This window comes from Acidobacteriota bacterium, from assembly GCA_039030395.1.
Lineage (GTDB): Bacteria > Acidobacteriota > Thermoanaerobaculia > Multivoradales > JBCCEF01 > JBCCEF01.
This window is the reverse complement of the sequence record JBCCEF010000006.1, coordinates 36,648-63,465: the sequence shown is the minus strand read 5'-3', so window position 1 is coordinate 63,465 and position 26,818 is coordinate 36,648. Positions and strand designations below refer to the sequence as shown.

General features: G+C 67.5%; 22 protein-coding genes. 13 read left to right on the top strand and 9 right to left on the bottom strand.

Translation table 11 applies throughout. The annotated features are described in order from the left end of the window. Positions 1 to 58 precede the first annotated feature (58 nt). Positions 59 to 1,204 (top strand): citrate synthase/methylcitrate synthase, encoded by a 1,146-nt coding sequence (locus tag AAF481_08095; GenBank protein MEM7481122.1) that lies wholly within the window; start codon positions 59 to 61, stop codon positions 1,202 to 1,204. Between the two features lie 194 nt (positions 1,205 to 1,398). On the opposite strand, the gene AAF481_08090 is transcribed toward AAF481_08095, so the two are convergent. Then, on the bottom strand, positions 1,399 to 1,968 hold the full coding sequence (locus tag AAF481_08090) for a DUF4203 domain-containing protein (GenBank protein MEM7481121.1): 570 nt from the start codon (positions 1,966 to 1,968) through the stop codon (positions 1,399 to 1,401). 142 nt (positions 1,969 to 2,110) lie between these two features. Here AAF481_08090 and thrA point away from each other — a divergent pair, with 142 nt between their 5' ends. The 3 genes from thrA to thrC are packed head-to-tail and all read left to right on the top strand — an operon-like array spanning position 2,111 to position 6,908. Continuing rightward, positions 2,111 to 4,636, top strand: a complete 2,526-nt coding sequence (thrA, locus tag AAF481_08085; protein MEM7481120.1) for a bifunctional aspartate kinase/homoserine dehydrogenase I — start codon at positions 2,111 to 2,113, stop codon at positions 4,634 to 4,636. Then, a complete protein-coding gene (locus AAF481_08080) occupies positions 4,633 to 5,607 on the top strand; it encodes a homoserine kinase (protein ID MEM7481119.1) in 975 nt (324 codons plus the stop codon). The genes thrA and AAF481_08080 overlap by 4 nt, the downstream gene beginning before the upstream one ends. Then, positions 5,604 to 6,908: a threonine synthase gene (gene thrC / locus AAF481_08075; GenBank protein ID MEM7481118.1), complete on the top strand. Its 1,305-nt coding sequence runs from the start codon at positions 5,604 to 5,606 to the stop codon at positions 6,906 to 6,908. Before AAF481_08080 ends, thrC begins: the two co-directional genes overlap by 4 nt. Here the strand turns inward: thrC and AAF481_08070 are convergent. From AAF481_08070 to AAF481_08050, 5 genes are all read right to left on the bottom strand, one after another. Further along, entirely contained in the window at positions 6,905 to 7,933 is a 1,029-nt protein-coding gene (locus tag AAF481_08070; protein ID MEM7481117.1) for a spondin domain-containing protein, read from the bottom strand. The two genes, thrC and AAF481_08070, sit on opposite strands and share 4 nt — an antisense overlap. An 88-nt stretch (positions 7,934 to 8,021) precedes the next feature. Next, positions 8,022 to 9,398 (bottom strand): alpha/beta fold hydrolase, encoded by a 1,377-nt coding sequence (locus AAF481_08065; GenBank protein ID MEM7481116.1) that lies wholly within the window; start codon positions 9,396 to 9,398, stop codon positions 8,022 to 8,024. A 14-nt stretch (positions 9,399 to 9,412) separates the two neighbouring features. Further along, a complete protein-coding gene (locus AAF481_08060; GenBank protein ID MEM7481115.1) occupies positions 9,413 to 10,609 on the bottom strand; it encodes a hypothetical protein in 1,197 nt (398 codons plus the stop codon). Positions 10,610 to 10,611: 2 nt separating this feature from the next. Next, the gene (locus AAF481_08055) at positions 10,612 to 11,757 is read right to left on the bottom strand and encodes a hypothetical protein (GenBank protein ID MEM7481114.1); all 1,146 of its coding nucleotides are present in this window, start codon (positions 11,755 to 11,757) and stop codon (positions 10,612 to 10,614) included. A 52-nt stretch (positions 11,758 to 11,809) separates the two neighbouring features. Further along, entirely contained in the window at positions 11,810 to 12,103 is a 294-nt protein-coding gene (locus AAF481_08050; protein MEM7481113.1) for a type II toxin-antitoxin system RelE/ParE family toxin, read from the bottom strand. Between the two features lie 139 nt (positions 12,104 to 12,242). Here AAF481_08050 and AAF481_08045 point away from each other — a divergent pair, with 139 nt between their 5' ends. Continuing rightward, a complete protein-coding gene (locus AAF481_08045) occupies positions 12,243 to 13,787 on the top strand; it encodes an FG-GAP-like repeat-containing protein (protein ID MEM7481112.1) in 1,545 nt (514 codons plus the stop codon). Positions 13,788 to 13,890: 103 nt separating this feature from the next. Here the strand turns inward: AAF481_08045 and AAF481_08040 are convergent, their stop codons facing one another. Both AAF481_08040 and AAF481_08035 read right to left on the bottom strand, forming a co-directional pair. Then, positions 13,891 to 14,946 carry an alpha/beta hydrolase gene (locus tag AAF481_08040; protein MEM7481111.1) on the bottom strand — a complete coding sequence of 352 codons (1,056 nt, stop codon included), beginning with the start codon at positions 14,944 to 14,946 and terminating at the stop codon, positions 13,891 to 13,893. Then, positions 14,943 to 16,109 (bottom strand): mechanosensitive ion channel family protein, encoded by a 1,167-nt coding sequence (locus AAF481_08035; GenBank protein MEM7481110.1) that lies wholly within the window; start codon positions 16,107 to 16,109, stop codon positions 14,943 to 14,945. The genes AAF481_08040 and AAF481_08035 overlap by 4 nt, the downstream gene beginning before the upstream one ends. 164 nt (positions 16,110 to 16,273) lie before the next feature. On the opposite strand from AAF481_08035, the gene AAF481_08030 reads away from it, so the two are divergent. Continuing rightward, positions 16,274 to 16,852: a YceI family protein gene (locus tag AAF481_08030; GenBank protein ID MEM7481109.1), complete on the top strand. Its 579-nt coding sequence runs from the start codon at positions 16,274 to 16,276 to the stop codon at positions 16,850 to 16,852. After that, a complete protein-coding gene (locus AAF481_08025; protein ID MEM7481108.1) occupies positions 16,747 to 19,086 on the top strand; it encodes an MMPL family transporter in 2,340 nt (779 codons plus the stop codon). Before AAF481_08030 ends, AAF481_08025 begins: the two co-directional genes overlap by 106 nt. A 188-nt stretch (positions 19,087 to 19,274) precedes the next feature. Here AAF481_08025 and AAF481_08020 read toward each other — a convergent pair whose 3' ends face one another. Next, on the bottom strand, positions 19,275 to 20,531 hold the full coding sequence (locus AAF481_08020) for an NYN domain-containing protein (protein ID MEM7481107.1): 1,257 nt from the start codon (positions 20,529 to 20,531) through the stop codon (positions 19,275 to 19,277). Positions 20,532 to 20,775: 244 nt separating this feature from the next. Between AAF481_08020 and AAF481_08015 the strand changes: the two genes are divergently transcribed. Genes AAF481_08015 through AAF481_07990 form a run of 6 tightly spaced genes read left to right on the top strand, consistent with a single transcriptional unit; the run spans position 20,776 to position 26,534 of the window. Further along, the gene (locus tag AAF481_08015) at positions 20,776 to 22,221 is read left to right on the top strand and encodes an aminoacyl-histidine dipeptidase (protein MEM7481106.1); all 1,446 of its coding nucleotides are present in this window, start codon (positions 20,776 to 20,778) and stop codon (positions 22,219 to 22,221) included. 18 nt (positions 22,222 to 22,239) lie between these two features. Beyond that, on the top strand, positions 22,240 to 22,851 hold the full coding sequence (locus AAF481_08010; protein MEM7481105.1) for a UbiX family flavin prenyltransferase: 612 nt from the start codon (positions 22,240 to 22,242) through the stop codon (positions 22,849 to 22,851). After that, positions 22,848 to 23,762, top strand: a complete 915-nt coding sequence (locus AAF481_08005; GenBank protein MEM7481104.1) for a UbiA-like polyprenyltransferase — start codon at positions 22,848 to 22,850, stop codon at positions 23,760 to 23,762. Before AAF481_08010 ends, AAF481_08005 begins: the two co-directional genes overlap by 4 nt. Then, the gene (mqnE, locus tag AAF481_08000) at positions 23,759 to 24,913 is read left to right on the top strand and encodes an aminofutalosine synthase MqnE (protein MEM7481103.1); all 1,155 of its coding nucleotides are present in this window, start codon (positions 23,759 to 23,761) and stop codon (positions 24,911 to 24,913) included. Before AAF481_08005 ends, mqnE begins: the two co-directional genes overlap by 4 nt. A gap of 20 nt (positions 24,914 to 24,933) precedes the next feature. Then, a complete protein-coding gene (locus AAF481_07995; protein MEM7481102.1) occupies positions 24,934 to 25,596 on the top strand; it encodes a deoxynucleoside kinase in 663 nt (220 codons plus the stop codon). A 23-nt stretch (positions 25,597 to 25,619) separates the two neighbouring features. Further along, a complete protein-coding gene (locus AAF481_07990; protein MEM7481101.1) occupies positions 25,620 to 26,534 on the top strand; it encodes a glutaminase in 915 nt (304 codons plus the stop codon). The last annotated feature ends 284 nt before the right edge of the window (positions 26,535 to 26,818 follow it).

Sequence of the window (26,818 nt, the reverse complement as noted above, 5' to 3'; positions counted from 1 at the left end):
GATAAATCAATCTAGAACGCCTCCTCGGTCTTTCCCGGGGAGGCAGCAAGGAGGTTCGATGACGCCCTCTGGTGCCCCACCCTCTGATGTGAGTTTTCGGCCCGGCCTGGCCGGCATCGTCGCCGCTGAAACGAGCCTCAGCCGGGTGGAGGGCGAAGCCGGCCGCCTGACCCTGCGTGGGTATCCGCTGGAGGAGATCGCGCCCCGCGCTAGCTTCGAGGAGATGGTCTTCCTGTTGTGGGAGGACCGCCTGCCCACTGCCCGCGAGCTGCACGCATTCCGGCAAGAACTCGCCTCCCGCCGAAGGCTCGCTCCGGCCACCTTGGCCCTACTCGCCGCCGCGGCCGAGGGGCGAGTTGGAGTGATGGACGCGCTGGTGATGGGGGCGGCCTCGCTGGCGCTGGATCCAACCGCCGATGAGCGCACGCTGGTCGCCTGTGTCCCCAGTCTGGTCGCCACCTACGCTCGGTTGGCCGCCGGTGACGAGCCCATCCCCGTGCGCCCGGACCTCGGCCTGGCGGCCGGGTACCTGTGGCAGTTGACCGGCGAGGAGCCGTCGGCGGAGCGCGTGCGCGGTCTCGAAACGTACCTCAACACGGTGTGCGATCACGGTTTCAACGCCTCGACCTTCACCGCCCGGGTGATCGTTTCCACCGGCTCCGATGGCGTGTCGTCGGTGGTCGGTGCTCTGGGGGCGCTGAAGGGTCCTCTCCACGGCGGCGCGCCCGGGCCGGCCCTCGACATGGTGCGGGAGATCGGCGTCGTCGAGCGCGCCGAGGACTGGCTCCGCGCCGTCCTCGACCGCGGCGAACGGTTGATGGGTTTCGGCCACCGGGTGTACCGGGTGCGGGATCCGCGGGCCGATGTGCTGGCCGCCGCGGCGGAAGGTTACTTCGCGCGGGGCGCGGGCGACCGGCATCTCTGGCACTTGGCGCGGGGCGTCGAGGAGGTGGCCTTGCGGCTGTTGCGCGAGCGCAAACCGGACCGCCGCATCGAGACCAACGTCGAGTTCTACACCGCGCTCCTGCTCGACGGCCTGGGCCTGCCGACGGAACTCTTCTCTCCCACCTTCGCCATCGGCCGGGTCGCCGGCTGGACGGCCCACGGGCGGGAACAGCGGGCAGAAGGCCGTCTCATCCGGCCGAGTTCCACCTACGTCGGAGCCCAGGGCCGGCGCTGGGTGCCGCTGGACGAGCGGGGATAGGAGCCTGGCGGGGTGCTAGGAATTCACCAGCACCCTGCACCGAGCCCGGAGGGCGAGGCGGCGCCGGATGGCGCCGAGGATGGGGTGAGCCTGAAAAGCCGAGGCTTCTCAGGTGAGGGGGCGCCTAGCCCCCTGAGAATGAACAGCTAGCAGGCCTGCTGAAGTCATGCGCGGAGCGCTTTTCGGCAGCCCTGCTAGCGGCGGCGAAAGACGCCCGTCTGGATCCAGGCGCCCAACGCCGCCAGCGCGAGGGTTGCCACGGCGGCGGCGGCGCCGCGCAGGTCGAGCAGGCCGAGTACCCCGGCGGCGTCCACTAGCAGCGCCGCGCCGAGCCAGGCGGACAGGCCGATGAGTGCGAGTTCGAACAGTCCACTCGCCAGCAGCGCCACCACCATTCCGGCGACCAGAAACACCAGCCAGGAGGGTAGCTCCCAAGGTGGCGCATCGAGCATCTGCCACAGCCAGAGGCCGCCGTAGCCGCCGAGGATGAACCCGGCGAGGGCGACCGCCAGCCGCTGCACCAGAAAGGCGAGGGCGATCCCGAGCACCCCCGCCAGCAGGGCGATGACCAGGTGGACCCAGGGCGATTCGAGATCGAGGAAGCGGATCGCCAGGCCGAGGCCGAAGGCGAAACCGGTTACCCCCACCGCGAGCCAGAAGATCTTGCGTCCGGCGACCAGCAGGGCCAACCCGACGACAGCGATCAGCAGGGGATGGGTGGACTCGGCGAGAAAGGGTTCGAAGGTCAGGTCGGAGGGAATCATCTCCGGGGATTATGGTCCATCTTCCCGCCGCGGGCCATCGGCGCGAAGAACCGCCGCAACCGTAGTAGGATTCGCCACCCGGATCCGTTCCCTGACCCTAACCCCGCACCCTGTTTCCCAAAGACCTTTGAGAGATACCCAGGTGAAGATTCTCAAATTCGGTGGCTCGTCCCTCGCGACCCCCGAGCGGGTCCTCACCGTCGCCGGAATTCTCGACGATGCCCTCGCCCGCGGGCCCATCGCGGTCGTCCTGTCGGCCTTCGGTGGGGTGACGGATCAGCTACTGGCCGCGGCGGCTGCCGCCAGCGACCGCGACGCAGGCTACCGGGAGACCCTCGCCGGCCTCGCGGAGCGCCACCTCGCCGCCGTCGAGACCCTGGCCTCGGAAGAGGAGCGAGCTGATCTGCGCGGCCAGGTCGAGGTCGCCTTTGAAGATCTGGCGGATCTGCTGCGCGGCGTCTGGCTGCTGCGGGAGGCGAGTCCCCGCACCCTCGACAGCGTGTCGAGCTACGGCGAGCGCCTGTCCGTCCACATCGTGGCGGCGGCCCTGCGGCGAGTGGGGATCGACGCCGAGGCCTGTGACGCGCGGCGCCTGGTGATGACCGATGCGGCCTTTGGCCACGCCCAGGTGGAGCAAGACGAGACCTACGCCAATCTGCGGTCCCACTTCGAAGGCGCCAGCAAAGTGCAGGTGGTCACCGGCTTTCTCGGTGCCACCCGGGACGGCGAAACCACTACCCTTGGGCGCGGCGGCTCGGACTACACCGCATCGCTGTTGGGCGCCGCCCTGGCGGCCGAGGCGGTGGAACTGTGGACCGATGTCGACGGGGTGATGAGTGCCGACCCGCGACAGGTGCCGAGCGCCCGGCCGATTCCACGCCTCGGCTACGAAGACCTGATGGAGCTGTCGCACTTCGGTGCCAAGGTGGTGTATCCGCCGAGCGTCCATCCGGCGCGGGCCGCCGGCGTGCCGCTGGCGATCAAGAACACCCTCCGGCCCGCGGTGCCGGGAACGCGGGTGGACCTCGGTTCCGACCGCCCGGGAGAGCCGTTGTCGGGCGGGCCGGTATGCGGCGTGACCTCGATCCGCCCGGTCGCCCTGCTGCGTCTCGAAGGGGCCGGCATGGTCGGCGTGCCGGGCATCGCCATGCGCCTCTTTGGAGCGTTGGCCCGGGAGGCCGTGAGCGTCATCCTGATCAGCCAGGCTTCGAGTGAGCATTCGATTTGTTTCGCCATCGAACCGTCGACCATTGCGGATGCCGAGCGAGCCATCGGGGCGGAGTTTGCCCTGGAGCGACAGTCCGGGCGCATCGACGACTTGGTGGTCGAGCAGGATTTGGCGATCGTCGCCGTCGTCGGTTCCGGCATGCGCGAGCAGCCGGGCATCGGCAGCCGCCTGTTCGGAGTGCTGGGAGAAGGCCGTATCAACGTCCGGGCCATCGCCCAGGGTTCCTCCGAGCGCAACATCTCCCTGGTGGTGGCGGCGGCGGACGAAACCCGCGCCCTCGAAGCCATCCACGGTGCCTTCTTCGGCGAGGCCTCCTCCCCGCCCACGGGCGTGCCCGCCGACGCGCCCCCGGTAGAACTCTTCGTGGCCGGTGCCGGCAGGGTGGGCGGCGAGCTGTTCAAACAGCTCAGCGGCCGGCGAGACGCTCTCGCCGCCGAAGGCATCGACTTGGCGATTGCCGCCGTCGCCAACAGCTCTCGGATGCTGGCTCGGGCGGAGGGTCGGGGCCTCGATCCGGCCGCGGTGGTCGACTCCCTGGCCGAGGGCGGCGAGCCCTCCGGAGTCGAGGGGTTGGTCGACTTCGCTCTCGGAGGCTCGGGACCGGCGCGGATCTTCGTCGACGTGACGGCGAGTCCCTCCGTTGCCGCCTTCTACGACCGGCTGCTCGAGGACGGCGTTTCCGTGGTCACCGCCAACAAGTTGCGCCTCGCCGGCCCGCTCGAGGGTTGGCGCTCCCTTCGGCGCCTCACCGGTCGGCGCTCGGATCAGCCTGCGGGACGCCTCTACTTCGAGACCACCGTCGGGGCCGGCCTGCCGGTGATTCGCACCCTCGCCGACCTGCTCGCCACGGGCGACCGGTTGGTCGCCGTCGAAGGCGTGTTCTCCGGCACCCTGAGCTACCTGATGAGTCGCCTCGAGGAGGGAGTTCGGTTGAGCGAAGCGGTGCGCGAAGCGTGGCAGAAGGGGTTCACGGAGCCGGATCCACGGCAGGATCTCGGCGGCCTGGACGCTGCCCGCAAGCTCTTGATCCTGGCGCGCCTGGCGGGCCACGAACTCGCTCCGGAAGAGGTCGAGGTCGAGCCCCTGGTGCCGGACGGGCCGCCGAATGAACCCCTGGATGATTTCTGGCTCCGCCTGGCACAGCACGACGACGCCTTCGAAGAACGCCTTGCGGCCGTCCGGGCCAGCGGTCGCCGTTTGCGCTATCGGGCGAGCTTCCGGCCGGGAGACGACGACGGCAGCCCGCGGGTGGCCCTGGAAGAGGTGCCGGAAGACCACCCCCTGGCCGGCGTCACCGGCAGCGACAACATGGCGGTGTTCACCACCGAGCGCTATCGGCAGTCGCCGCTGGTGATCCGCGGTCGCGGTGCCGGTCCGGAGGTGACCGCCGCCGGCGTCTTCGCGGACATCCTGCGGGCGGTCGCCGAGGCGAACCGGTGACCCCTTCGTCCGTCCGGGCTTTCGCTCCGGCGAGCGTCTCCAATGTCTGCTGCGGTTTCGACGTCTTCGGCTTCGCCATCGAGGGACCCGGCGACACGGTGACGGCGCGACCAACCGCCGAGGATGGAGTCCACATCGCCGCCATCCGCGGCGCCGGCGGACGCCTGCCGACGGATCCCGAAAAGAACACCGCTGGTGTCGCGGCCCGGCACCTGCTCGAACAGGCTGGCGCCTCGCATGGCTCCACCCGCGGCGTCGAACTGGAGGTGGACAAGGATATGCCGCTGTCGAGCGGACTGGGATCCAGTGCCGCCAGCGCCGTGGCGGCGGTGGTGGCGGTGAACACGCTGTTCGACCTGGGGGCCGATCGCGAGACGCTGCTGCGCTGCGCCATCGAAGGCGAGCGCGCCGCCTGCGGCACGGCCCACTCGGACAACGCCGCTCCCAGCCTTTTCGGCGGCTTTGTGATGGTGCGCGGCGCCGGAGCATCCAGCGCTCCGGTCCTGCGGGTCGATGAGTTGCCGGTGCCGCCGGAGCTCTACTGCGCCATCCTGCGGCCGCGGGTCGCCATCGATACCCGCGCCGCCCGGGCTGCCCTCGAGGGCGAAGTTCCGCTGTCCGCCGCGGTCGCCCAGTGGGGCAACACCGCCGCCTTCGTCGCCGGTCTCTTCCGGGGCGACGCCGATCTACTGGCCAGTGCCCTCGAAGATGCCGTCGCCGAGCCGGTGCGCACGCCGCTGGTGCCGGGCTTTGACGCCGTCAAGGGAGCTGCCCTCGAGGCCGGTGCTATCGGCTGCGGCCTCTCCGGCAGCGGGCCGGCGGTCTTCGCGCTGGCCTTTGGTGCCGAGGAGGCCCGAGGCGTCGGCGCTGCCATGGCCGGGGCCCTGAATCGGGCGATGCCCGAGTCACCGGCCGGCGACCTGTGGATCAGCCCGGTCGCGGCCCCGGGTGCGCGCGTGTTGCCGCCATGAGATTCGTCAGCACCGGCGGCTCGGCTCCCGCCGCCGATCTCCGAACGGTGTTGGTCGAGGGCTTGGCGCCGGACGGCGGTCTCTATCTGCCGGAGCGCTGGCCGGCGCCGGATGGCGACTTTCTGGCGCGCTTGCGGGACGCTTCGCTGGTGGAGGTCGCCGAGCGGGTGACCGCTCCTTTTCTGGCGGAGATCCCGCCGGCCGACCGGCGCGCCTTGATCGAAAGCGCGCTGGATTTCCCCATTCCGCTCGCCCGCCTGCAGCCATCGGTCTCGGTGCTGGAGCTGTTCCACGGCCCGACCCTGGCCTTCAAGGACGTCGGCGCGCGTTTCCTGGCGCGGCTCCTCGTCTACCTGCTCGCCGGCGAGGACCGCCCGCTGACGGTGCTCGTCGCCACCTCCGGCGACACCGGCAGCGCCGTCGCCCAGGCCTTCCTCGGCTTGCCGCGCACGCGGGTGGTGATCCTCTTTCCGGAGGGCAAGGTCAGCCCGCTCCAGGAGCGGCAGTTCACCACCCTGGGCGAGAACATCGAAGCCCTCGCCGTCGACGGCACCTTTGACGATTGCCAACGGCTGGTCAAGGCGATCTTCGCCGACGAGGACTTACGCCGCCGACTGCTGCTGACCTCCGCCAACTCCATCAACTTCGGCCGGCTGCTGCCGCAGGTGATCTACTACTTCCACGCTGCGGCACAGCTTCCGCCGGGGGCTCCACCACCGCTCTTTTCGGTGCCGAGCGGCAACTTCGGCAACCTGACGGCGGGTCTGATCGCGCAGCGCCTCGGCCTGGCCACCGCCGGTTTCGTCGCCGCCACCAACGCCAACGACGTGGTGCCCGCCTACCTCGAAACCGGCCGCTTCGAACCGCGCCCCTCGGTACCGACCCTGTCGAACGCCATGGACGTCGGCGACCCCAGCAACTTCGACCGTATCCAAGCCCTCTACGGCAGCGACCGGCAGGCGTTGCAGCGAGATCTCACCGGCGCCCGCTTCACGGACGACGAAACCCGTGCCGCCATCGCCCAGGTCGCGGAGCAGACTGGCACCATCCTCGATCCTCACACCGCCGTCGGCTATCTGGCCTTGGAGCAAACCCTTGCCCGCCGCACCGAGCCGGCCTCCGGCATCGTCCTCGCCACCGCCCACCCGGCCAAATTCCGCGACGGCCTGAAGCCCGTCCTCGGCCGCGAAATCCGGCTACCGAACCGCCTGGCGGCGTGCTTGGAGCGGGAGCGCAGATCCAAGCGCGTGCCGGCGGAGGTGGAGGCAGTGCGGGAAGTGGTGGAAGGCCTGGAGCGCTAGGGACAAGTCGCAAACGCCGTCGTGTTCTGAATCGCCACGAAGGGCTGGCCGACGGGGTTCTCCCACCGGTGGATTTCGCCGGCTTCGGTGTCTTCCACCTCGATCTCCACCCCCACGTTGGTCAGGCCGGCCGCGAAGAACCAGAACCGGTCGAACTCCTCACAGGCGTTGATCACCTTGACGATCAGCTCGACGTTGGCGGCGTCGAAGAACCAAAAGGTGCCGGAGTCGGTGGTCAGCGCCGTGCCGTGGCCGAAGCCGCCATCGCCGTTCGGCCTTTCCCAGGCGACGCGGATCCGGAAGCGCCCTTCCTGGAGGGCGAGCGCCGGTGGCGGTGGGGCGTCGGTGCGGGTGAAGGTGAAGGTGCCGAGAAACTGTCCGTTGCCCAGCGAACCGCCCTGGATGCGGTGCACCGGCACCGTCGGGATGGAGGGCGCGTTGGGTGACAGAAAGGTCGTGCCGCTATCGGTGCCGGCATCGTAGGCGAACAGCGGTAATACCAACTCGGTCACCCATTCGCCGTTCTCTTTGAGGGAGAGAGCGGAGACGCCGACGAACCAGTCCGGACTCGGGGCGATCATCGACACCAGGGTCACCGCCGGAAAGTTCTCGTGAACCTCGAAGCTCAAGTTGCGCGAGCCGGGTGAGCGGGCGATGCCACCGCCTTCGAGCACCTGGTCGGCGGTGCCGGCTGAGATCGCGGCGCGCACCTCGTTCGCCAGCGGGCCGGAACGGCCTTCTTCGGCCATCCGCCGGATGCCGTGGCTGGCGCGGGTGCCTTCCTGCCAGAAGCGCTGATCGAGCTGGTGGGTGGCGCCGACCAGGGGGGAGAAGTGCGGTCCCGGCGGAAACTCGATCGGGTGGGTGGCCGGCGACCAGACACCGTCGAAACGGACCGTGTACTGGGCGGTGGGGGTCGGATCCAAGGCCCAGGCCGGGGCCGCTGCAAGGGTCGCGAAAAGGGCGCCGGCGATCAGCGTCAGACGGACGCACCTCGCGCCGCAGATGATGTTTCGTCGGGTCATGTCCAGCTCTCCTCGGGCAATCGGCAGATGGGGAACTCCATAGGAACTACACCACAGGTACGCCGCGAGCCGCGCTTTAGATTCTTGACTAGAGGCTGGTTTCCAGCCACCCGAAGAGGGTGGAATACAGCTCCGGGGCGTAGCGAGGCCAGAAGTGGACATCCGAACCGCCGAGTTCACCGGTGGCGCCGCCGAGGGCCAAGCCGTGGCCGGTCTGCGGCAGGATCACGATTTCGTAGTTTGCGTTGCCGGCACGCTGGAGGGCGGCTTCGAGGCGGGGAACGTTTTCCTCCGGCGGCACGATGATGTCGTTCTCGCCGTAGAGGGCGAGGAGCGGCACGGTGATTGTCTCCAGGTACGGCCGCGGGTCGGTGGCGAAGCGCCGCGGCCAGTCGAAGTCCCGTTCTTCGTCGGGGCGCGGAACGAATCGGCCCCAGCGGGTTTGTTCCGCTCGGGCGTTGGCTTCCGCGAGGCGGTCCCAGCCCTCACCTCTGCGACCGACCTCCATCACCTGGGTGACGTGGGCGCGGGCGGCGGCCAGCTCTTCGGTGGTGAAGTCGATCTCGGTTTGGCGCTTCATGCGGTACTGGGAAACCTGTGCCTGCTGCTCCCAAACGGAAACCGCCGGTCCGACATTGAGCACCACGAAGCGAACCCGTGGATTGTCGGCGGCCACCGCCGCGGCCACCCACCCGCCGGCGCTTTGGCCGTAGATGCCGAGGCGCGCGGCATCGACCTCCGGCCGATCCGCCAAGGCGGCGACGGCGGCCCGGCCGTCGGCGGCGAGGTCGGCGAAGGTCGCGGTGGTGGCATCTCCGCCGGAGTCCCCTTCGCCGCGCCGGTCGAAGGCGAGAGTTGCGACACCGCGCCGGGCGAGGAGCACGACGTCGTCGCGAAAACTCTCCTTCTTGCCGTTGCTCCGGCCGTGGAACATCACCATCGCCGGGTGGGGACCGGGCGCCGCCGGCAGCACCAGTTCGGCCGAAAAGGTCTTCCCGGCGTGCTCGAAGGTCAGGGCTTTGCGCTCGATGGCCGGCAGCGCCGGCCGAAAGGTCTTCTTGTAGTGGGCTCGGAAAAAACGGTGGTCGCCGGTACCGGAGACGGTCCCGGTTCCCGCCATCTCGCCGCGTACCGGATCGAGTTCGAGCTCGATGGCGGTTTGCTCGTCGAATCGGATCGACACCTTGCTCCCCTCAACCTCGATGGCGGCCGCCGGCTCGCCGATGCTCGCCCACTCCGGGTGGATCACCGCCGCCGCCGGGCGGCCGTCTCGCACGGTGATCTCCAGCTGGACGAACCGGGGAGAGCCCTGCCGCAGGTGAACGCCCATCCAATAGCCGGCGAGATCCGCGTAGGCGGTTCGTTCTGTGGAATCCGCGCTGGGGGCTTCCGTCCCGAAGCTGGCCATCGGCAGGCAGGTGGCGAAGAGCACCAAAGCAATCACGGTGAAGGTCGTTTTTCTCATCTCTCCTCGCGGGTTCAGGGTACAGAGAAGGCCAGGCTCACCGGCTCATCGTTCTCATTCTCCGCGGCCGGGGCGTCTTCAAACCGCCGGTTCAGGCGGTTGCCGGAGGGATCCTCCAGTTCCGCCGGGATAACCAATCGGTACTCTCCCGGCCGCCAGGGTTCGGCCGGCCGAAAGGTCCAGCGGCGCTCGTCGTCATCGGCGGTGGCGCTGCCGGCCAGCGCTTCGCCGGCGGGACCCAGCACAATGGGCATGCGCTCCAGCAGCGCGTGGTCCGCCGGTTCCGGCAGGAGGACGACCAGGGCGTCCTCCGGTCGGGCCGGCGCCAGCAAACGCCAGGCGGTGGGATCCGGCGAGGTGCGGTCCGACGGACCGATCCGAAATTCCCGCTGGAAACTCTGCGCCAGGGGTAACCCATTGGCGTCGCGGGCGGCGGCAGCCACCTCCAGGCGATAGCGCCCGCCCGGCGAGAGCACCGGCCCCAGGGCTTGGTTGGGGCCCACGCCGCGCTTCACCCGGCCGGGGTGGACCAGGAGGGTGAGGCGGATGCGCTCCGCGTCCCACAAACCACCCTCGATGGGCACGAAGGCGGTGTCGATCACACCTTCGTCGGCGACATTCACCAGCCGGATGTGGGGCAGCACCTGCTGGGCGCTCATCGGCTCCGAGAAGTGCAGGTAGAAGCGCAGCAGGTTCGCCGGCAGAAGCTCGCCGGACGGGTAGAGGGCGGCGACTTCGGTGCGGCTGCGGCGGTCGAGGGCGGGCAAGGTGAGACGATGCTCGAGTGTGGGCGTCGGCCCCCGGGTCGCGGCGGCGCGATCAAAAGCCGGGCCGTCGAACCGGGCGACCAGAGTGAGGCCCGGCGCTGGCGGAAAGCGCGGTCGGAAGGAGAAAACCGTGCCTTGGGTCCGCCAGTTCCCGAGGGCACAGGGAAGCCCGGACGGATCGCCCGCCGAGTCCTGCAGCACCGTCATGCAGAGCAGCGCCGAGGCGAGGTCTCGGGGTAGCTCGCCGGACTCGGAGGCCTGCCGGCGGAGGGTATTGACGCTCTCCTCCGGCAACCCGGTGACCTCGACGGTCACCAGGTCCGGAGTCGCCGCCGGAGATCGAATCGCGAGCCGCGGTGCGGATTCTTCCGCCGTTGCCACCGCCGTCGCGAAGAAAATCGCCCAGAAAGCGACGCAGTCCGGCCTGCGGGGTGCCCAAGTCACGTCTAGAAGCGGATGAACGACATGGCCACCAGGTCGAGGGTGCCGCTCGGCATGCGCTGCAGGGCTACCAGGCGCTTGTCATCCAGGCGGTCGAGCTGCTGAATGCCGACCGGCGAGCGGATCTCGTAGGGCACGCCGGCGGTGTAGGTTCCGGGTGCGCTGGTGATCTCTCCTTCGAAGGCCTCGACGTCCGCCAGGTCGACGATCATCAGGGGCAACATGCTGTTGGCGATCAGCAGCTTCTCCTTGCCGCCCTTCTCGTACACGACCATGTCCAGCGGGAAGTTGCCGGAGCCAAACTCTGCCACCGTCCGGCCCTTGACGTGGTCGCCGTCTTTGAGGGCGGCGCGGTCGAAGACCGCCAGCGGGGTGCACAGGTAGGCGGCCAGAATTTGCTTCTTGCCGGCCAGTTCGTAGGGCACGAAGGTGCGCACCGGGGAGTGCGTCTCCCATTTGCCGTGGGCGCCGTGGAACACCTCCACGGTGGTCTTCGAAGCGCGGGCGGAAAAGGGATAGGGCACCTGCCACAGCGCCGAGGAGAACTCCTCGTTCGACAGGCCGGCCACCCACACCATCCCGTCGTCATACACCAAATCGGTGATCATCTCGGCGCGCAGGGGAACGCCGTCCTTCCAGCGATGGAGCTGCTGCGGGTCCACCGGATCCGGCAGATCGGCCTTCGCCCAGCGCACTCCGGAGAGGTCGACCTCGTCGAGTTTTGCTTCGCCGTCGATGCGCAGCAGGATACTGGCGTCGGCCAGATCGTTCGGCAGGCTCCAGCGGGATTCCCACTTGGCGCGTCCGCGCGAGACCGCCAGGTACACGGCGCCGGAAATCGGGTGCGTCGCCAGGTCGTGGATCAGCACCTCGCTGGTGCGGGTGCCGACGAGGGCGGCGATCTTGGTCTCCAGATCCCCCACCCCGAAGCGCTCCACGGGGGTGGTTTTGTCGGTGTCCTGGAGGTCGAGAGCGACGACGGCTCCGCCCTTGGCATCGCCGACCAGCAGAACGCCCTCCGGCCCGAAGGCCAGGGTGCTCATCGACTGGATCGGCGGCGGACCGTCCTGAAAGGCGGCATCGGCGGCCCAAGCGGCAGGCGTCGCAAGGAGGACGATCAGCAGGACGACATAAGAGAATCTTGAGCGCATGAGCGAACCTCCGGGGAACTTTATTGAATGAATGTAGGCTTCCTACTACATACTACGTAGAATGCTCTGGCGAGGTTGTCGGATGGCGTGGATCCTCGGCGCCCAGCGGCGTCCAGCGAAAATAAAGGCGGAACTGTCGATTGATGCGTATGCAGTGCTGGCCGGCTCGATCGCCCTTGAGTGGTTCAAGTCGGTTTCCCACGGGTACCCGCAGGTCGCCTATCTGTCCCGCGATCTGCAGTTGCCGCAGTTTTCGACGGGCAACTCTCTCGATGTTCACAAAGCGCCGTACTTGCCGGCCCTTGGCTAAGGCTTCGGTGTCGGCGCAGCGAAACGAGACGATCACGAGTCGATGGTAACGCGGCGCGTGTATTCACGTAAGGCGTGATTATTTTTCCATCGCCATTCGTCAGAAACTCAAGAACATTCCCCTCGGCTTATTTGTCCCGGTCTATACTCAAATCTTCTGAAAAGGAGATCAGAAAATGTTCACCCTCCGCCGCTCTTTGGCTCTCTGCCTTCTGGCCCTTGCGTCGGCAGATCCCTCCGCCCTTCGGGCCGGCGGTTCGAATCTCGCCGTCGTGTCGACCAGTCCATCGGCCGCGACCCTCGGGGCGGATGTGCTCGACGCCATCGCGGTGACCTTCGACCGGCCGGTGGACCCGGCCTCGCTGGTGACGCGGCGGAGCTTCTGGGCCTTCGGGCGCTGGAGCGGCACGGTGAGCGGAAGCTTTGTGCTGTCGAACGGCGACCGCACGGTCAGCCTGGTGCCGGACCGGTCGCTGTCCGCCGGCGAGCGGGTGATGGTGATTCTGTCCCACGATCTGGAGGGGGCCGACGGCACCGCCCTGAGGGATGCGGGGTACTCCTTCCAGTTCTGGACGTCGGCTCGCCCGGCGAGCCTCACCTTTGAAGAGGTGGATCGCTGGTCTACCCGCACGACACCGGGTGAAACCAGCCGGGCCTACGGCGGAATCGGCTCGGATCTCGACGGCGATGGCTATCCGGACATTGCCATCGTCAACGAAGACACTGAGGACTTGCGGGTCTTTATGAACCAGGCCGACGGCACGGGCACCTTCGGTTCCATGTTGACGCCGACCTCAGCCCTGGGAACCCAGGCGAGCCCCTCGGAGCCTTCGGATTTCGATCGCGACGGCGAGGTGGACATTGCCGTCGCCAACCCCCAGGACAGCACCGTGTCGATTCTTCTAGGGCAAGGAGATGGCAGCTTCGGTTCCCAGCAATTGCTGCCGGTGGCCGCTACGCCGCGCGGCATCGCGGTGCTCGACGCCGATGGCGATGGGGATGTCGACATCGCCGTCGCGAGCACCGGCGCCAGCGCTCTGACGCTTTTTGTCAATGATGGCAGCGGCGCCTTCGCGCCTTCCGCGGGCGGAACCTTCGGTACGGGAACTGCCGGCGAGTGGGCCTTGGCGGCCGTCGACCTCGATGAGGACGGCCTCCTGGACTTGGTCGATGGCGGACGCAACGACGAACGCCTGCACGTGCACCTCGGCAACGGCGATGGCACCTTTTCAGCCGCCGGCAGCCAGGACGCCGGCGGCCGGGTATGGATGCTCGCGACCGGTGATGTGAACGGCGACGGCCATGAGGATGTCGCCGGCGTCAACAGCAACGACAACAATGGTGCGATCCTGTTGGGCAATGGTGCAGGCGCTTTGGCGGCGCCCACCACCTATGCCACCGATCCCTTCCCTCTCGCCGTCGATCTGGGCGATCTCGACGGCGACGGCGATCTCGACTGGATGACCTCGAGCTTCTCCGGCGACTGGTTTCTATTCACTAACGACGGCACGGGTACCTTCACCTTCGACCAAGAATTCCTCGCGCCGCGGGCGGCTTCGTGCTCACTGTTGCTCGATGTCGATCGCGATGGTGATCTCGACCTGGCGCTGGTCGACGAACTCGAAGACGAGGTGATCGTTCTAGTCCAGGGCGCCGTGCTCTTCGCCGACGGTTTCGAGGGCGGCGACACCGGTGCCTGGTCGGCGAGCGTGCCGGAGTGACTGCATGGGCAGGTGAAAGACCTGCCGTATCAGCACTCGCCACAATCGCGGGCGGCTTCGAGTTCTTCGAGGGTTGGCGGGTATCGCCGCGGCGGTAGCTACCTCACGGGCAGGTGGAAAAAGCCGCCGTGTCGGTCACCGTCGCCGCCGGGGTGCCGAGGTCGTTGCGGTACTCCTTGGAGACGTCCGCTTCGAGATCGGTGACGGTCAGGACGTACTCGACGTTGGTGGTGGCGGCGGTGAACACCCAAAAGCGGTCGTTTTCCGGGCAACCGTCGATCACTTTGACCAGCAGTTCCCAGTTGTTCGGGCCGAAGAACCAGAACAGGCCGGAGTCGAGGGTCTGGGTGACGACCAGGCCGTCGCCGGTCGTTCCCCGTGGATCGCGCCAGGTCACCTCCAGCCGGAATCTGCCGTTTCGCAGGCACAGCACCGCCGGGTCGCTCGGACAGGGGGCGGCAAGGGGATGGCGCTGATCCAGCAGAAAACGGAAGCCGTTGGTCATCGAGAAGGACGGCCACAGGTTGTGGCCGAAACCCTGCTGGATGTCCTCTTCGGACGGTACGCCGAGGTTCTGCCACAGGGTGCGGTTGTTCTGGTAGGCGCCGTCCGTATAGTTGGGGTCGGTGGTGCCGTAGTACATGCGATTGGGGGCGATATAGGCGAGTTCCCGATGGAGCGCCGCCACCGGCGCGGTGGGCGACGACAGGCTGAAGACCCCGCTGTAGGTGTTGGGTACGGAGTAGGCCTGGTCGAAGGCGTAGGCGGCGCCGGCGGAGTGGCCGGCGATGGCGATGCGCGCCGGATCGAGAGGGATCTCTTCGTCGACCATCCGCACGCTTTCCGCCAGGGTGACGGGATCGTCGAAGGCGCCCCAGCCGGCGCCGGTCTTCGAGCGCGGCAGAATGAGCACCGCGCCCACCGCGTCGGCGGCGCCCTTGACCAGCGGCTGGTAGGGCTCCGGCTCGCCGCCGGAACCGTGCAGGAAGACGATCGCCGGCGCCGGCTCCCCCGGGTCGAGGGAGGCCGGCAGGTAGCGCAGGCCGTAGGAGCCCGTCGCCGGAATCTCCACCCGCTGCCATCCAGGCTCGGCGGCAAAGGCAATCGGGGCGCAGCCTAGGGCGAGCAGGAGCGCGAAGCTCCTCGGTCCGAAGGTCACTCGGAGGGACTCGCGCTCGCCTTCCCTTGCGACAGGGTCCCTTCGGCCACGCTCCGCAGGTGCAAATCCCGCTGCGGGAACGGGATCTCGATCCCTTCCTCGGTGAAGTTCTTGTAGACGGCGCTGTAGAGCAGGTGGAGGGCCTTGCCGCGAAACTCGGGATCCTCGATCCAGACCAGCAGCTCGAAGTCGAGGCTCGAGTCGCCGAAGCCGCGGAAGCGCACCCTCGGTTCTGGATCCGAACAGGCCAGCTCTTCCGCTTCGGCGACTTCCATCAGGGCCCGCTCGACCTGATCGATGTCGCAGCCATAGGCCACTCCCACCTTCACTCGCAGGCGGCTCTTGGGCCACCGGCCGCCGCTTTCGTTGATGATCTGGGCGTTGCCGATCACCGAATTCGGCAGGGTGATCTCGATGTCGTCGCGGGTCAACAAGCGAGTGGTGCGGATGCCGACGTGGGTTACGGAGCCGCGCTCACCGGAATCGAGCACCACGTAGTCGCCCACCTTGTACGGCGCGTCCGCCACGATGAAGATGCCGGCGAAAAGATTCGCCAGGGTGTCCTTGGCGGCAAAGCCGACGGCCAGACCGATGATGCCCGCCGAGGCCATCCAGGCGGTGACGTCGATATTCCAGGACAGGAAGATGAAGTAGATGGCGGCGGCCACCACGATGATCTTCGCCACGTTGTCGAACAGCGGGAACGTCCGCCGGTCGAGCACCGGGAAGCGATCCTCCCGCTCCTTGAAGGCCCCGAGCACCAGCGAGATCAGGCGCATGGCGAAGACCGTCCACACCAGTACCGTCAGGGTCATGATGATCCCGAGGACCAACTTCTCGAAGGGGGGTTGGAGCTCGATGAGCTGCGTGGCGACGGCGAGCCCCGCGAACAGCACGCTGAGTCGCACCGGTCGGTGGAGGATGGCGATCAGCCGATCGTCGAGATCCGTTTCCGAGCGGCGAGCCCAGGAGGCGACGATACGGGTGAGCACTCGGTCCACCACCCAGGAGGCGACCAGCGCGACGACGATGATGGCTAGCGCTTGCAAGTAAACGTTACCGAGGTGGAGGTCTTCGAGCATGGTGCGCAGGGCTTCGCGGGCGACCGGCGTCTCGGTGACGGGGGCATCGGCGGCGGGGGTTCCGGCTTCAGGAGTCTTCACGGGAATTCCTTGCGACAAGTCAGTGAATAGTGGGTGATGAAGTAGAAGCTTATCGCCTTCGCGGCGGCCGTCTCGGTACACTCGCCGGACAGCGCGTCCTGGTGAACCGATGCGATCGGTCGCCGACCTTATCGGTAGGACGACGGACGCGAAGAGATTGCGAGATGAAAGACAAGACGCTTCTAGTTTTCCTGCTGCTGACCCTGGGGGTGGGATCCGTTGCCATGGCCGAGTCGCTGAAACTGTTGCTCGATCCAGAATCCACCGCCGTGCGTTTCACCCTGGGTGCCACTCTGCACACCGTCGAAGGGAGCTTCGCTCTAGAAAGCGGTGAACTGGTCTTCGACCCCGAAACCGGTGAGGCCTCCGGCGAGATCGTCGTCGACATCGCCGCGGGCGATTCCGGCAGCGCCAAGCGGGATCGCCAGATGCACGACAAGATCCTGGAGAGCGGTCTCTATCCCTCCGCCACCTTTCGGCCAGAGTCCTTCGCGGGGGACTACCCTTCCGGTAGTGCCCGCCTCAGCGGCACCCTGAACTTTCACGGTGACGATCACGCGGTGGAAATGCCCCTCACGCTCGCCCAGGACGGCGACCGTTTGCGCGCCACCGGCACCCTGGAGATTCCCTTCGTCGAGTGGGGCCTGAAGGATCCGAGCACCTTTGTGCTGCGGGTGGAAAAGACCGTCGAGGTGACCATCGAGGTGGTCGGCCGGCCGGTCGCGGCCGAGAGCGCTTCCTGAACAACTCGTTCCTTCCGGGCCGCCTGGCCGCTGGCGCGGCGGCCCGGCCGCTGGCGGTGTTGCTGATCGCCGCCCTGGCGGTGGGTGCCGCGACCTTCGGTATCGCGCGCCTGACGACCGACAATTCTCCATCCATCTTCTTCGTCGCCGGCTCCGAGCGCTGGGCGCGCTATCAGGACGTGCGCCGGGCCTTCGGTCCGGATGTCGCGGCCCGGCTGGTGGTGTCCGGACCCGCCCTGTGGAGTGATGAGGGCCTCGCCTGGCTGGAGCAACTGGAAACGGCTGCCGCCGGCATCCCGGGCGTGCGCACGAGCGTCGGGTTGATGAGTCACCATCGAACTTTCGAGGCAGAGGGCAGCGCCCCTCTCGCCGCCGCGGATCTCCGCCGGCGCGCCCTCGCCAACACCCTGGACCGCAATCTCGGCTGGATCGACGCCGATGGCCGCTGGGCGACGATCCTGGTGACCCTGGAGGCCGAGGCGGACGGAGCCTCGGTGCTCGCGGCGCTCAAGGAACTGGTCGCGGCGCCGCCGGCTGGACTCGAAGCGTCCGTTGCCGGTTCGCCGGTGCTCGACCGAGCCCTCGACGAGTCCTCCCGGCGAGTGCAAACCCGCGAATCGCCCCTGCTGGTGGTGATGGCGGTGTTGCTGTTGGCGGTGGTGTTCCGCGACCTGCGCGGCATTCTCGTGCCTTTGGCCTTCGTTCTGGTCTGTGTAGGGCCGCTCCTCGGCGTGATGGGGTGGCTCGGGGTGTCGATGAATCTCGTGCTGGCGGTGTTGTCTCCTCTCTTGTTTGTGATCTCGATGGCGACGGCGATTCATCTGTTGGTGCGATTCCGCGGCTACCGGCTCGAGCCACCTGCGGCGGTGGCGGCGACCTTCCGGGACAAGGGTTGGCCGGTGCTGTGGACCGGTATCACCACTTTCGTGGGTTTTGTCTCGCTGACCGTCAGTCCGGTGGGGCCGGTGCGCTCCCTGGGTTTGTGGTCCGGCCTCGGGATCGCCTGGATGACCGTGGCAGCTTTTGTTCTGTTGCCGGCCTTCCTGGCGGTGGGTGAACGGCCGCTCGGCGCCGGCACCGAGCGGCATCCCTTCGCCGCCGTGGAGCGGTGGGGGCGGCGGGTGGCCGAGTGGTCGGTGCGGCGCCGCGGCTGGGTGATCGCGGCGACGGTGCTGACGGCCCTGGGCGCCGTCGCCGGGGTTGCGCGTTTGCAAACCGAGAGCAATGCCCTCACCTACCTCGATCCTTCGCACCCGGCTCGGGCGTCCATCGAGACCCTCCAGGAGGCGGGTATCGGTTCGGCGTTGATCGAGATCGATCTGTCGCAGCCGCCAGATGCGGCGATCGGTTCCGGCGAGGCGCCGGCGTTCTCCACCCTCGACGACCTGGCGCGTCTTTCCGAGTTGGCGGCGGATCTGCGCGGCGAACCGCTGGTGCTCGGCGCGGTGAGCGCCGGGGATCTGCTGGACGACACCGCCGCCCTCTCCGGCCTGCCGCCACCGCTCGCTTGGCGCGGCCTGCTGCTCGATCCGCGGGGCCGGCAGGTGGTCGCCGGCTGGCGGACCCCGGAGGGCGACCGGGCGCGGGTGACGGTGTTCGCCCAGATGGTCGGATTCGACCGCTTGGAACCGCTATTGGAGCGCCTGGAGGGCCGGGCACGGATGAGCTTTCCGGCGGCGGACGTTGCGGTCACCGGCGAGTACCCGCTGCTGCTGGAAAGCCAGAAAGCGCTGATCCGCACCTTGGCAGTGTCCCTGGCGCTGACCTTCCTCGCCGTGGCGGTGGTCTTCCGGCTGCTCCTCGGCACCACCCGGCTGACCCTGCTGGCGATGGTGCCGAACCTCTGGCCGGTCATCGGAGTGCTCGGCTGGATGGGCTGGAGCGGCACTCCCCTGGATGTGGCGACGGTGATGGTGGCCTCGGTGCTCCTCGGCCTGGCGGTAGACGACACCCTCCACACCCTCGGCCACTTCCGGCGCGATGCACCGAGCCTGGGGGCGCATCGTGCGGTGGCCCGGGCTCTCGAACAAACGGCGCCTTCCTACCTGCTCACGGGCACCGTGCTGGCGGTGGGTTTCGGGGTGTGCGCGCTGTCCCAATTCGCGCCGACGGCGCGCTTCGGTATGTTGTCGGCGTTGGGGATCGCCCTGGCGGTGGTGGGCGACCTGGTGGTGGTGCCGGCGCTCCTCGGGTCGACCCCGCAGAGCGCCGTCCAGAAGATCCGCGGGGGGTAGCAAGCTGCTGAGGACTTGCAGCTTGCTACCGAGCCCGAAGGGCGAGGCGGCGCCGAGAGGCGCCGGAGATGGGGGTGAGCCCGAAAAATCAGTACTTTCGGGCGAGGGGGGCGCTCAGCCCCCCTGAAAGAGAAGCTAGCAGCGCAGCTGAGATGATAGGCCGAAGGCCTTCATCAGCAAGCTGCTAGCTAACGGCGGTTGGCGAAACCGGTGACGATGTAGGTGCCGGAGCGGCGGTCCTTCTTGAGCTTGATCAGGTTCTGCCGCTCGGCGTCTTCGAGCAGCTCCGAGAACGAGCCGTAGCTGTAGTAGCCCTCGTTGAAGGAGGGCTTCTTGCGCTGCATGGTCTGCTTGATCATCGAGCCCCACAGCACGTCCTTGTTCTCACGGATCAGCGCCTGGATGGAATCGATCATCAAGCGGAAGGCCTCGGCGCTCTTGTCGTTGCCGCCGGAGACGGTGGGGGTCTTTTGGCGGTCGCGCCACACGTCCTCGTAGTAGATGAACTCGTCGCAGTTGTCGATCAGCAGGTTCGAGCTGGAGTTCTTGACCCCGATGCCGATGACGTACTTGTTGTTCTCCCGGAGCTTGGATACCAGCGGCGAGAAGTCGCTGTCGCCGGACAGCAGGACGAAGGTGTCCAGATGCTCATTCGAGAAGGAGAGGTCCATGGCGTCCACCACCATCTTGATGTCGGCGCTGTTCTTGGCCGAGTAGTGGCGCTGCGGGATCTGGATCATCTCGATCGCCGCCTCGTGGAAGGGGCGCTTGTAGTCGCCGTAACGTTCCCAGTCGCAGTAGGCTTTCTTGACGATGATCTTGCCTTTTTCGAGCAGCCGTTCGAGCACCAGGCCGATATCGAATTTCTTGATGTCCGAGTCACGCACTCCGAGAGCTACGTTCTCGAGGTCGCAAAACAGAGCGATCTTTCTTTCGTCGGTCACGGACTGGCTCCTCTCGGGCGGGCTCGAAAACATCTCCCGCGCGATCTCCTCGATGTCCTCCGGGGAAACATCGGCGTCAAAAGTGAAATCTTCTTTGTGCTCGGTTCGTTCGGCTGGCTCCGTATCCGTCCCCGCCGCCTCGGCCCGGCGCCGGCTGCGGCGCACGGCGTTCGAGGCTCGCCGCGGGCGGTTCGGCGGCGCATCTGCCTCCTCCTGTGCGTCCGGCGGTGAATCGTCCGCCTTCGGTGCTAGGTCGTCAACGGCCGCCCTCGAATCGTCCGGCAAGACCGAGTCGGAATCGGCGGGACGCCGTCGGGTCCGGCGAGTGCGGCTGCGCCTCCTACGCTCTCGTGGATCTTCCGCGTCGCCGTGGGCTTCGGCGGCTCCCTGGGTGACGTCGCCCGCCTGGGACGGCTTTTCCTCTCCCTTGCCGCGCGGCGGGTCGTCGGAAGAACTCTGCTTCTCTCCATCGGCTGTCGGGCGCGACCACCAGGGGCTCACTCGGGCGAAGTCCTTTCTCGAACCTTTATCGGATCTGTCCGGTTCGGATCGCTTCAGAAGTGTCGCGATCCGCGACTCCAGCCCAACGAGGGTCCCCGATCGAGTGTTCCAATCGAGATCTGGAGCCTGGAGTCAACGGGTGTGCGGTCGCGAACACGAGGGGTGAGTTGGTACTATACCAGCCGTCTTCGCCGCTCGGCGGCGACGTCCTTCCAACGCCAGAGCCCACGCCAGGAGTCTGCCGATGACTTTCGTTTCCGAGCTCGACCCCACCGCCCTGTGGCGTCACTTCGATCGCATTTTGGAGATTCCCCGCGGCTCCAAGAAAGAGGAGCAGATGCGCCGCCATGTCATCGAGGTGGCCGAGGCCCGCGGCCTCGAGCACGCCACCGACGATGCCGGCAATCTGGTGGTGCGGGTGCCGGGCACCGCCGGCCGGGAGGATGCCGCCATCACCATCCTGCAGTCCCACTTGGACATGGTGCAGGAGAAGCGGTCGGACCTCGACTTCGACTTCGATACGGACGCGATCCAGCCGGTGGCCGACGGCGACCACCTGACCGCCGACGGCACCACCCTGGGCGCCGACAACGGCGTCGGCGTCGCCACCATGATGGCCCTGATGACCGAGGACGGCATCCCCCACGGTCCGTTGGAACTGCTCTTCACCATCGATGAAGAGACCGGCCTCACCGGCGCCGCCGAGCTGGCGACAAACCTGCTCACCGGGCGTCGCTTGATCAATCTCGACTCGGAGGAAGAGGGCACCCTGTGTATCGGTTGCGCCGGCGGCGCCGGCAACACCCTGTACTTGCCGGTCGAGCGCGCTGCCGTGCCCGCCGACCGGATCGCCCTGGTGGTCGAGATGGCCGGCCTCAAGGGCGGTCACTCGGGGGTCGATATCCACCTCCAGCGGGGCAACGCCGTCAAGCTCCTCGGCCGCGCCTTGGCGGCCTCGCCGGTGCCCCTCCGGCTGGCGGCCTTCGACGGCGGCTCCTCCCACAATGCCATTCCCCGGGAGGCAGTGGCGACGGTGATCCTGGCGCCGGCGGACCGGCCGAGGTTCGAAGATGTCTGCCGGGCCGAAGGCGCGGCGATCGCGGCGGAACTCCAGCCCGGCGACCCGGGGGCGACGGTCGAAATCTCCGAGGCCTCTCTACCGGCCGAAGCCTGGACCGCCGGATCCACCGCGCGGGCGATCCAGCTTGTACAGGCGATTCCCACCGGCGTGATGGCGATGAGCTTCGACCTGCCGGACCTGGTGGAAACCAGCTCCACCCTGGCCACCGCCCATGAGGTCGACGGCCGCTTCCAGCTCTTGATCTCGACCCGCAGCTCAGTGGCCTCCGCCAGCCTGGCTCAGGTGCGCCGCATTGGCGCCATCGCCGAGCTGGCCGGTGCCGAGAACGTCGTGCGCGACGGCTATCCGGGGTGGAAGCCGGACCCCGCCTCGCCGATTCTCCAGGTGCTGGCGCGGGTGTATGAGCAAGTGCGCGGCGAAGCGCCGGACGTGCGCGCCGTCCACGCCGGCCTCGAGACGGGCATCATCGGCGAAAAGTACCCGGGCATGGATATGGTGTCCTTCGGGCCGACCATCGAATTCCCCCACTCGCCGGACGAGCGGGTGAACGTTCCCTCCGTCGAGCGCTACTGGAAGGTCTTGACCGCGGCCCTCGACGAGCTGTCCTAAGGACTTCTCACTCGCACGATGAGTTCTCTACGCCTGGCCCTACTGGTGTCCGGCGCCTCCGGGATGGTGCTGCCGCGCCGGGTCCTCGCGGCGCTGGCCGATCACCCAGAGGTCGAACGCCTTCATCTAGTGGTCTCCCGCGGGGCCAGCCAAGTGCTGCGCCACGAGCTGGGGCCAACCCGTACCGGCGCCGAAGCGCTGATCGAGGCGGCGGCCCCGACCGAAATCGGGCGCGCCAAGATCGCCGTCCACCGGGACAATGATCTCGATGCGCCGATCGCCTCCGGTTCCTACCCCTTCGACGGCGCGGTGGTGTTGCCCTGTAGCGCCGGCACCCTGGGTGCCCTCGCCGTCGGCACCGCCAGCACCCTGGTCCACCGCACAGCGGCGGTCGCGATGAAAGAGGGCCTGCCGCTGGTGCTGGGATTCCGGGAGACGCCCTTCTCGCTGCTCCATGTGGAGAACATGCGGCGATTGATCTTGGCCGGCGCCACCCTCCTGCCGCCGCTGCCGGCGTTCTACGTCGGTGAGGACATGGCCCGCTTCGTCGACCACTACGCCCTGCGGGTTCTCGATCGCTTCGGGCTGCGCGAAACCGAAGCCACCGGCCTGCGCTGGGGAGAGCCATGACCGCCGGAGCGTTGAGCGACCGGCCCAAGGGCTTCGGGGCGAGCCTGCGCACGATGCTCGAAATGATCAAGATCGAGCACACCCTGTTCGCCCTGCCCTTCGCCTTCCTGGGGATGATCCTGGCGGCGGAGGGGTGGCCGTCTTGGCCGGTGGTGGGGTGGATCGTGGTGGCGATGGTCGGCGCCCGCAGCGCCGCCATGGGCTTCAATCGGCTGGTCGACCACCGCATCGACGCCGAGAATCCGCGCACCGCCGATCGCGCCTTGCCGGCCGGTGAGGTCTCGCCGCCGGCGGTGAGTCTCTTCGTCCTGGCGAGCGCCGGGTTGATGGTTTTGGCCGCCTGGCGGTTGAATCCGCTGGCCTTGTGGTTGTCGCCGGTGGCGTTGGTGATTCTCCTCGGCTACTCCTACACCAAGCGCTTCACCTGGGCGGCCCACCTGGTCCTCGGTCTGGCTCTCTCCGGCGCACCGTTGGGTGCCTGGATCGCCGTGCGCGGCGAGTGGCCGGCCGGGGCCGCCTGGGCGCTGGCCGGGGCGGTGCTGTTGTGGACCGCTGGTTTCGACGTGCTCTATGCCTTGCAGGACCGCGACTTCGACCGCCAGCGGGGGCTCTTTTCCATCCCGGCGCGCTTCGGGGTGCGCGGAGCGTTGGTGATTTCCGCCCTCCTCCACCTTGCGATGTTGGGCCTGTTGGCCTGGCTGCCGACCCTCTACACGTCAGCCGGTGGACCGGCTCTCGGATGGGCCTACTGGCTGGGCTTCGCCGGCTGCTGCGTGCTCCTCGCCTACCAGCACGCGGTGGTGCGGCCAAATGATCTATCGCGCCTCGGCCCGGCCTTTTTCCAGGCCAACGCGGCGCTCTCCCTGTGGCTCTTCGCGGCCACTGCCGTTGATATACTCTTCGCGCTATGACGAGTCCTCGCCAGCGGCTCGAACCCGCCCGTTTCCCCGCTCCTCTCCGTGAACTCGCCGCCAAAGTGAGAGACGGCGTGCGCCTTGACGAGGCCGACGCCCTGCTGTGCTTCACCACCCCCCACGTGCTCCATCTCGGCAGCCTGGCGGACGCGGTGCGGCGCGACCTCCACGGCCGCGTGGCGTACTACAACATCAACCGCCACATCAATCCGACCAACGTCTGCATCTACACCTACAACTGCAAGTTTTGTAGCTATGCGGCGATGAAGGGCGAGGACCACGCCTGGGAGATGACCCACGACGAGGTCTACCACCGGGCCGCCGCCCAAGGCGGCAACGAGGTCACTGAATTCCACATCGTCGGCGGCCTGCACCCGGATCTCAGAATGTCCTGGTACGAGGAGATGCTCAAGGGCTTGAAGGAACGCTTCCCGGCGGTCCACTTGAAAGCCTTCACGGCGATCGAGATCGGCTGGTTCGCCAAGCTCGAGAAGCTCTCCATCGAAGAGGTGTTGATCCGCCTGCGGGAGGCCGGCCTGGGCTCCTTGCCCGGCGGCGGCGCCGAGATCTTCCATCCAGAGGTGCGGGAGATCATCTGCGACGGCAAGCTCGATGCGGACGAGTGGATCGAGGTCCACCGGGTGGCCCACCGCCTTGGCATCCAGACCAACTGCACCATGCTCTACGGTCACGTCGAGAAGCCCGAACATCGGGTGGACCATCTGCTCCAGCTTCGCTCCCTGCAGGACGAGGCGAAGGGCGGTTCGGCGGGCTTCAACGCCTTCATCCCGCTCGCCTACCACCCGGAAAACAACTACATGGGTCTCGAGTACCACACCACCGGGACGGAGGATTTGCGGACCATCGCCACCTCCCGGCTGGTGCTGGACAACATCGCCCACATCAAGGCCTACTGGGTGATGGTCACCCCCAAGCTGGCCCAAATCGCCTTGCGCTTCGGCGCCGACGACATGGACGGCACTGTCGTCGAAGAGCGGATCTACCACATGGCCGGCGCCGAGACCGACCAGCAGCTCCCCCGCCGCGAGCTGGAGCGGGTACTGCGCGACGCCGGCTTCGATCCCATCGAGCGCGACACCCTGTACAACCCGATCGACCGCGGTGCTCCGGCGCCGGTCGCCGTGTAGGCCGGAACGAGAAGCAACACTTGGCGCCGCAACCCCTGCCGTACCACTTCATCGCCGTGGACGGCCCGATCGGGGTGGGCAAAACCACCCTTGTCGAGCTGCTGACCCGGCGCTTCGAGGGCGTCAAGATCCTAGAAGACGTCGAAAACCCCTTCCTCGGCGCCTTCTACCAGGACCGGCCGAACACCGCTTTCCAGACCCAGCTCTACTTTCTGCTGTCGCGCTACAAGCAGCAGCAAGACCTCGCCCAGCGCGGCCTCTTCGACCGCCTGTTGCTGGCCGACTACACCTTCCAAAAAGACCGCATCTTCGCCTATCTCAACCTGGCGGACGACGAGCTGATGCTGTACGACAAGCTCTACACCCTGCTCGAACCGCAGCTCCCCATGCCCGACCTGGTCATCCACCTGGTGGCCGACGTCGAAACCTGCATGCGGCGCATCCGCAAGCGCCAGCGGCCGGTCGAAAGCCATCTATCGTCGGACTACATCGCCGAGCTGACGGACGCCTACAACCACTACTACCACTACTACGAGCGCACCCCGCTGCTGGTGGTCGACACCCGCAACCTCAACTTCCCGGACCGCCCGGAAGATTTAGACGAGCTGATCGCTCGCTTGAGAAAACCGATCAAGGGCACCGAGTACTACGTGCCGGTGGGCTCCGGCCGGCGATTGTTGTAGGAGCCCGCGCCGTCCCTCCCGCTATGGACTACCAGGGGATACTCGAAGGGATCGCCGCCGAAGTGCGGCCGCTCCTCGACCAGGGCGAGGTCGCGAACTACATCCCCGAACTCGCCAGGGTGCCGGCGGAGCGCTTCGGCATCGCCCTCCACACCGTCGACGGCGGGACCTTTCAGGTTGGTGACTCCGAGGAGCGCTTTTCAACCCAGAGTATTTCCAAGGTCTTCACCCTCACCCTCGCCATGGTGCGAGTAGGCGATGCGCTCTGGCTGCGGGTTGGCCGCGAGCCCTCGGGCACCGCCTTCAACTCGCTGGTCCAGCTCGAACACGAGCAGGGCATTCCACGCAATCCGTTCATCAATGCCGGTGCTCTGGTGGTGACCGACGTGCTGCTGACCCGCTGCGGGGACGTCCTGGGCGAGGTGCTGGAGCTGGTCAACGATCTGGGTGGTGGGCTCGACGTCGAATACGACCATCGGGTGGCCCATTCGGAGCGGGCCACCGGCCACCGCAACGCGGCCCTCGCTCACTTCCTCAAGAGCTTCGGCAATCTGGACAACGAGGCGGACGAGGTGCTCGACGCCTACTTCCACCACTGCTCCCTGGCGATGAGCTGCTCCGAGCTCGCCCGCGCGGGCATGTTTCTCGCCCGTTCCGGCAGGCCGCTCGGCATCGAGACGGCGATCACCAGCAGCAGCCAGACCAAGTACATCAACTCCCTGCTCCTGACCTGCGGGGTCTATGACGCCGCCGGGGACTTCGCCTACCGGGTGGGCCTGCCCGCCAAGAGCGGCGTCGGAGGCGGCATCCTGGCGGTGCTCCCCGGCCACTGGACCGTCTGCGTCTGGTCGCCGGGTCTCGACGCCTCCGGCAACTCCCTCGCCGGCAGCCGCGCCCTCGAACTGCTGACCACCGAAACGGGTCAGTCGATCTTCTGAGCCCCTCCGAAAGCACCCGATTTCATAGGCCTTTTGAAGAGCGCGTGGCCTCTTGCTAGAATAATCGTGGTCGCGATTCGTAGAGAAGAGCGACCGCCGCTTGGATCCCGGCGGCCCTGAGCGTCAGGGCCGGGACCGAGACGGAAGCCAAACCGCGCCGGACGTGGGTGTCGCTTCGGAGGGTCTGATCTCGTCAGAGACAGGCACCTCACGGAAGAAGCAAAGGCACCGAGTCGCTCGGCGAAGGAAAGAGCCTTTCCGTCCTCCATGCGGAAGGGCTTTCG

Excerpts from the sequence above, each read along its gene's own strand:
- AAF481_08095 (MEM7481122.1), top strand. The coding sequence starts at position 59 with ATGACGCCCTCTGGTGCCCCACCCTCTGATGTGAGTTTTCGGCCCGGC.
- AAF481_08090 (MEM7481121.1), bottom strand. The coding sequence starts at position 1,968 with ATGATTCCCTCCGACCTGACCTTCGAACCCTTTCTCGCCGAGTCCACC.
- thrC (MEM7481118.1), top strand. The coding sequence starts at position 5,604 with ATGAGATTCGTCAGCACCGGCGGCTCGGCTCCCGCCGCCGATCTCCGA.
- AAF481_08070 (MEM7481117.1), bottom strand. The coding sequence starts at position 7,933 with ATGACCCGACGAAACATCATCTGCGGCGCGAGGTGCGTCCGTCTGACG.
- AAF481_08065 (MEM7481116.1), bottom strand. The coding sequence starts at position 9,398 with ATGAGAAAAACGACCTTCACCGTGATTGCTTTGGTGCTCTTCGCCACC.
- AAF481_08055 (MEM7481114.1), bottom strand. The coding sequence starts at position 11,757 with ATGCGCTCAAGATTCTCTTATGTCGTCCTGCTGATCGTCCTCCTTGCG.
- AAF481_08045 (MEM7481112.1), top strand. The coding sequence starts at position 12,243 with ATGTTCACCCTCCGCCGCTCTTTGGCTCTCTGCCTTCTGGCCCTTGCG.
- AAF481_08030 (MEM7481109.1), top strand. The coding sequence starts at position 16,274 with ATGAAAGACAAGACGCTTCTAGTTTTCCTGCTGCTGACCCTGGGGGTG.
- AAF481_08015 (MEM7481106.1), top strand. The coding sequence starts at position 20,776 with ATGACTTTCGTTTCCGAGCTCGACCCCACCGCCCTGTGGCGTCACTTC.
- AAF481_08010 (MEM7481105.1), top strand. The coding sequence starts at position 22,240 with ATGAGTTCTCTACGCCTGGCCCTACTGGTGTCCGGCGCCTCCGGGATG.
- AAF481_08005 (MEM7481104.1), top strand. The coding sequence starts at position 22,848 with ATGACCGCCGGAGCGTTGAGCGACCGGCCCAAGGGCTTCGGGGCGAGC.
- mqnE (MEM7481103.1), top strand. The coding sequence starts at position 23,759 with ATGACGAGTCCTCGCCAGCGGCTCGAACCCGCCCGTTTCCCCGCTCCT.
- AAF481_07990 (MEM7481101.1), top strand. The coding sequence starts at position 25,620 with ATGGACTACCAGGGGATACTCGAAGGGATCGCCGCCGAAGTGCGGCCG.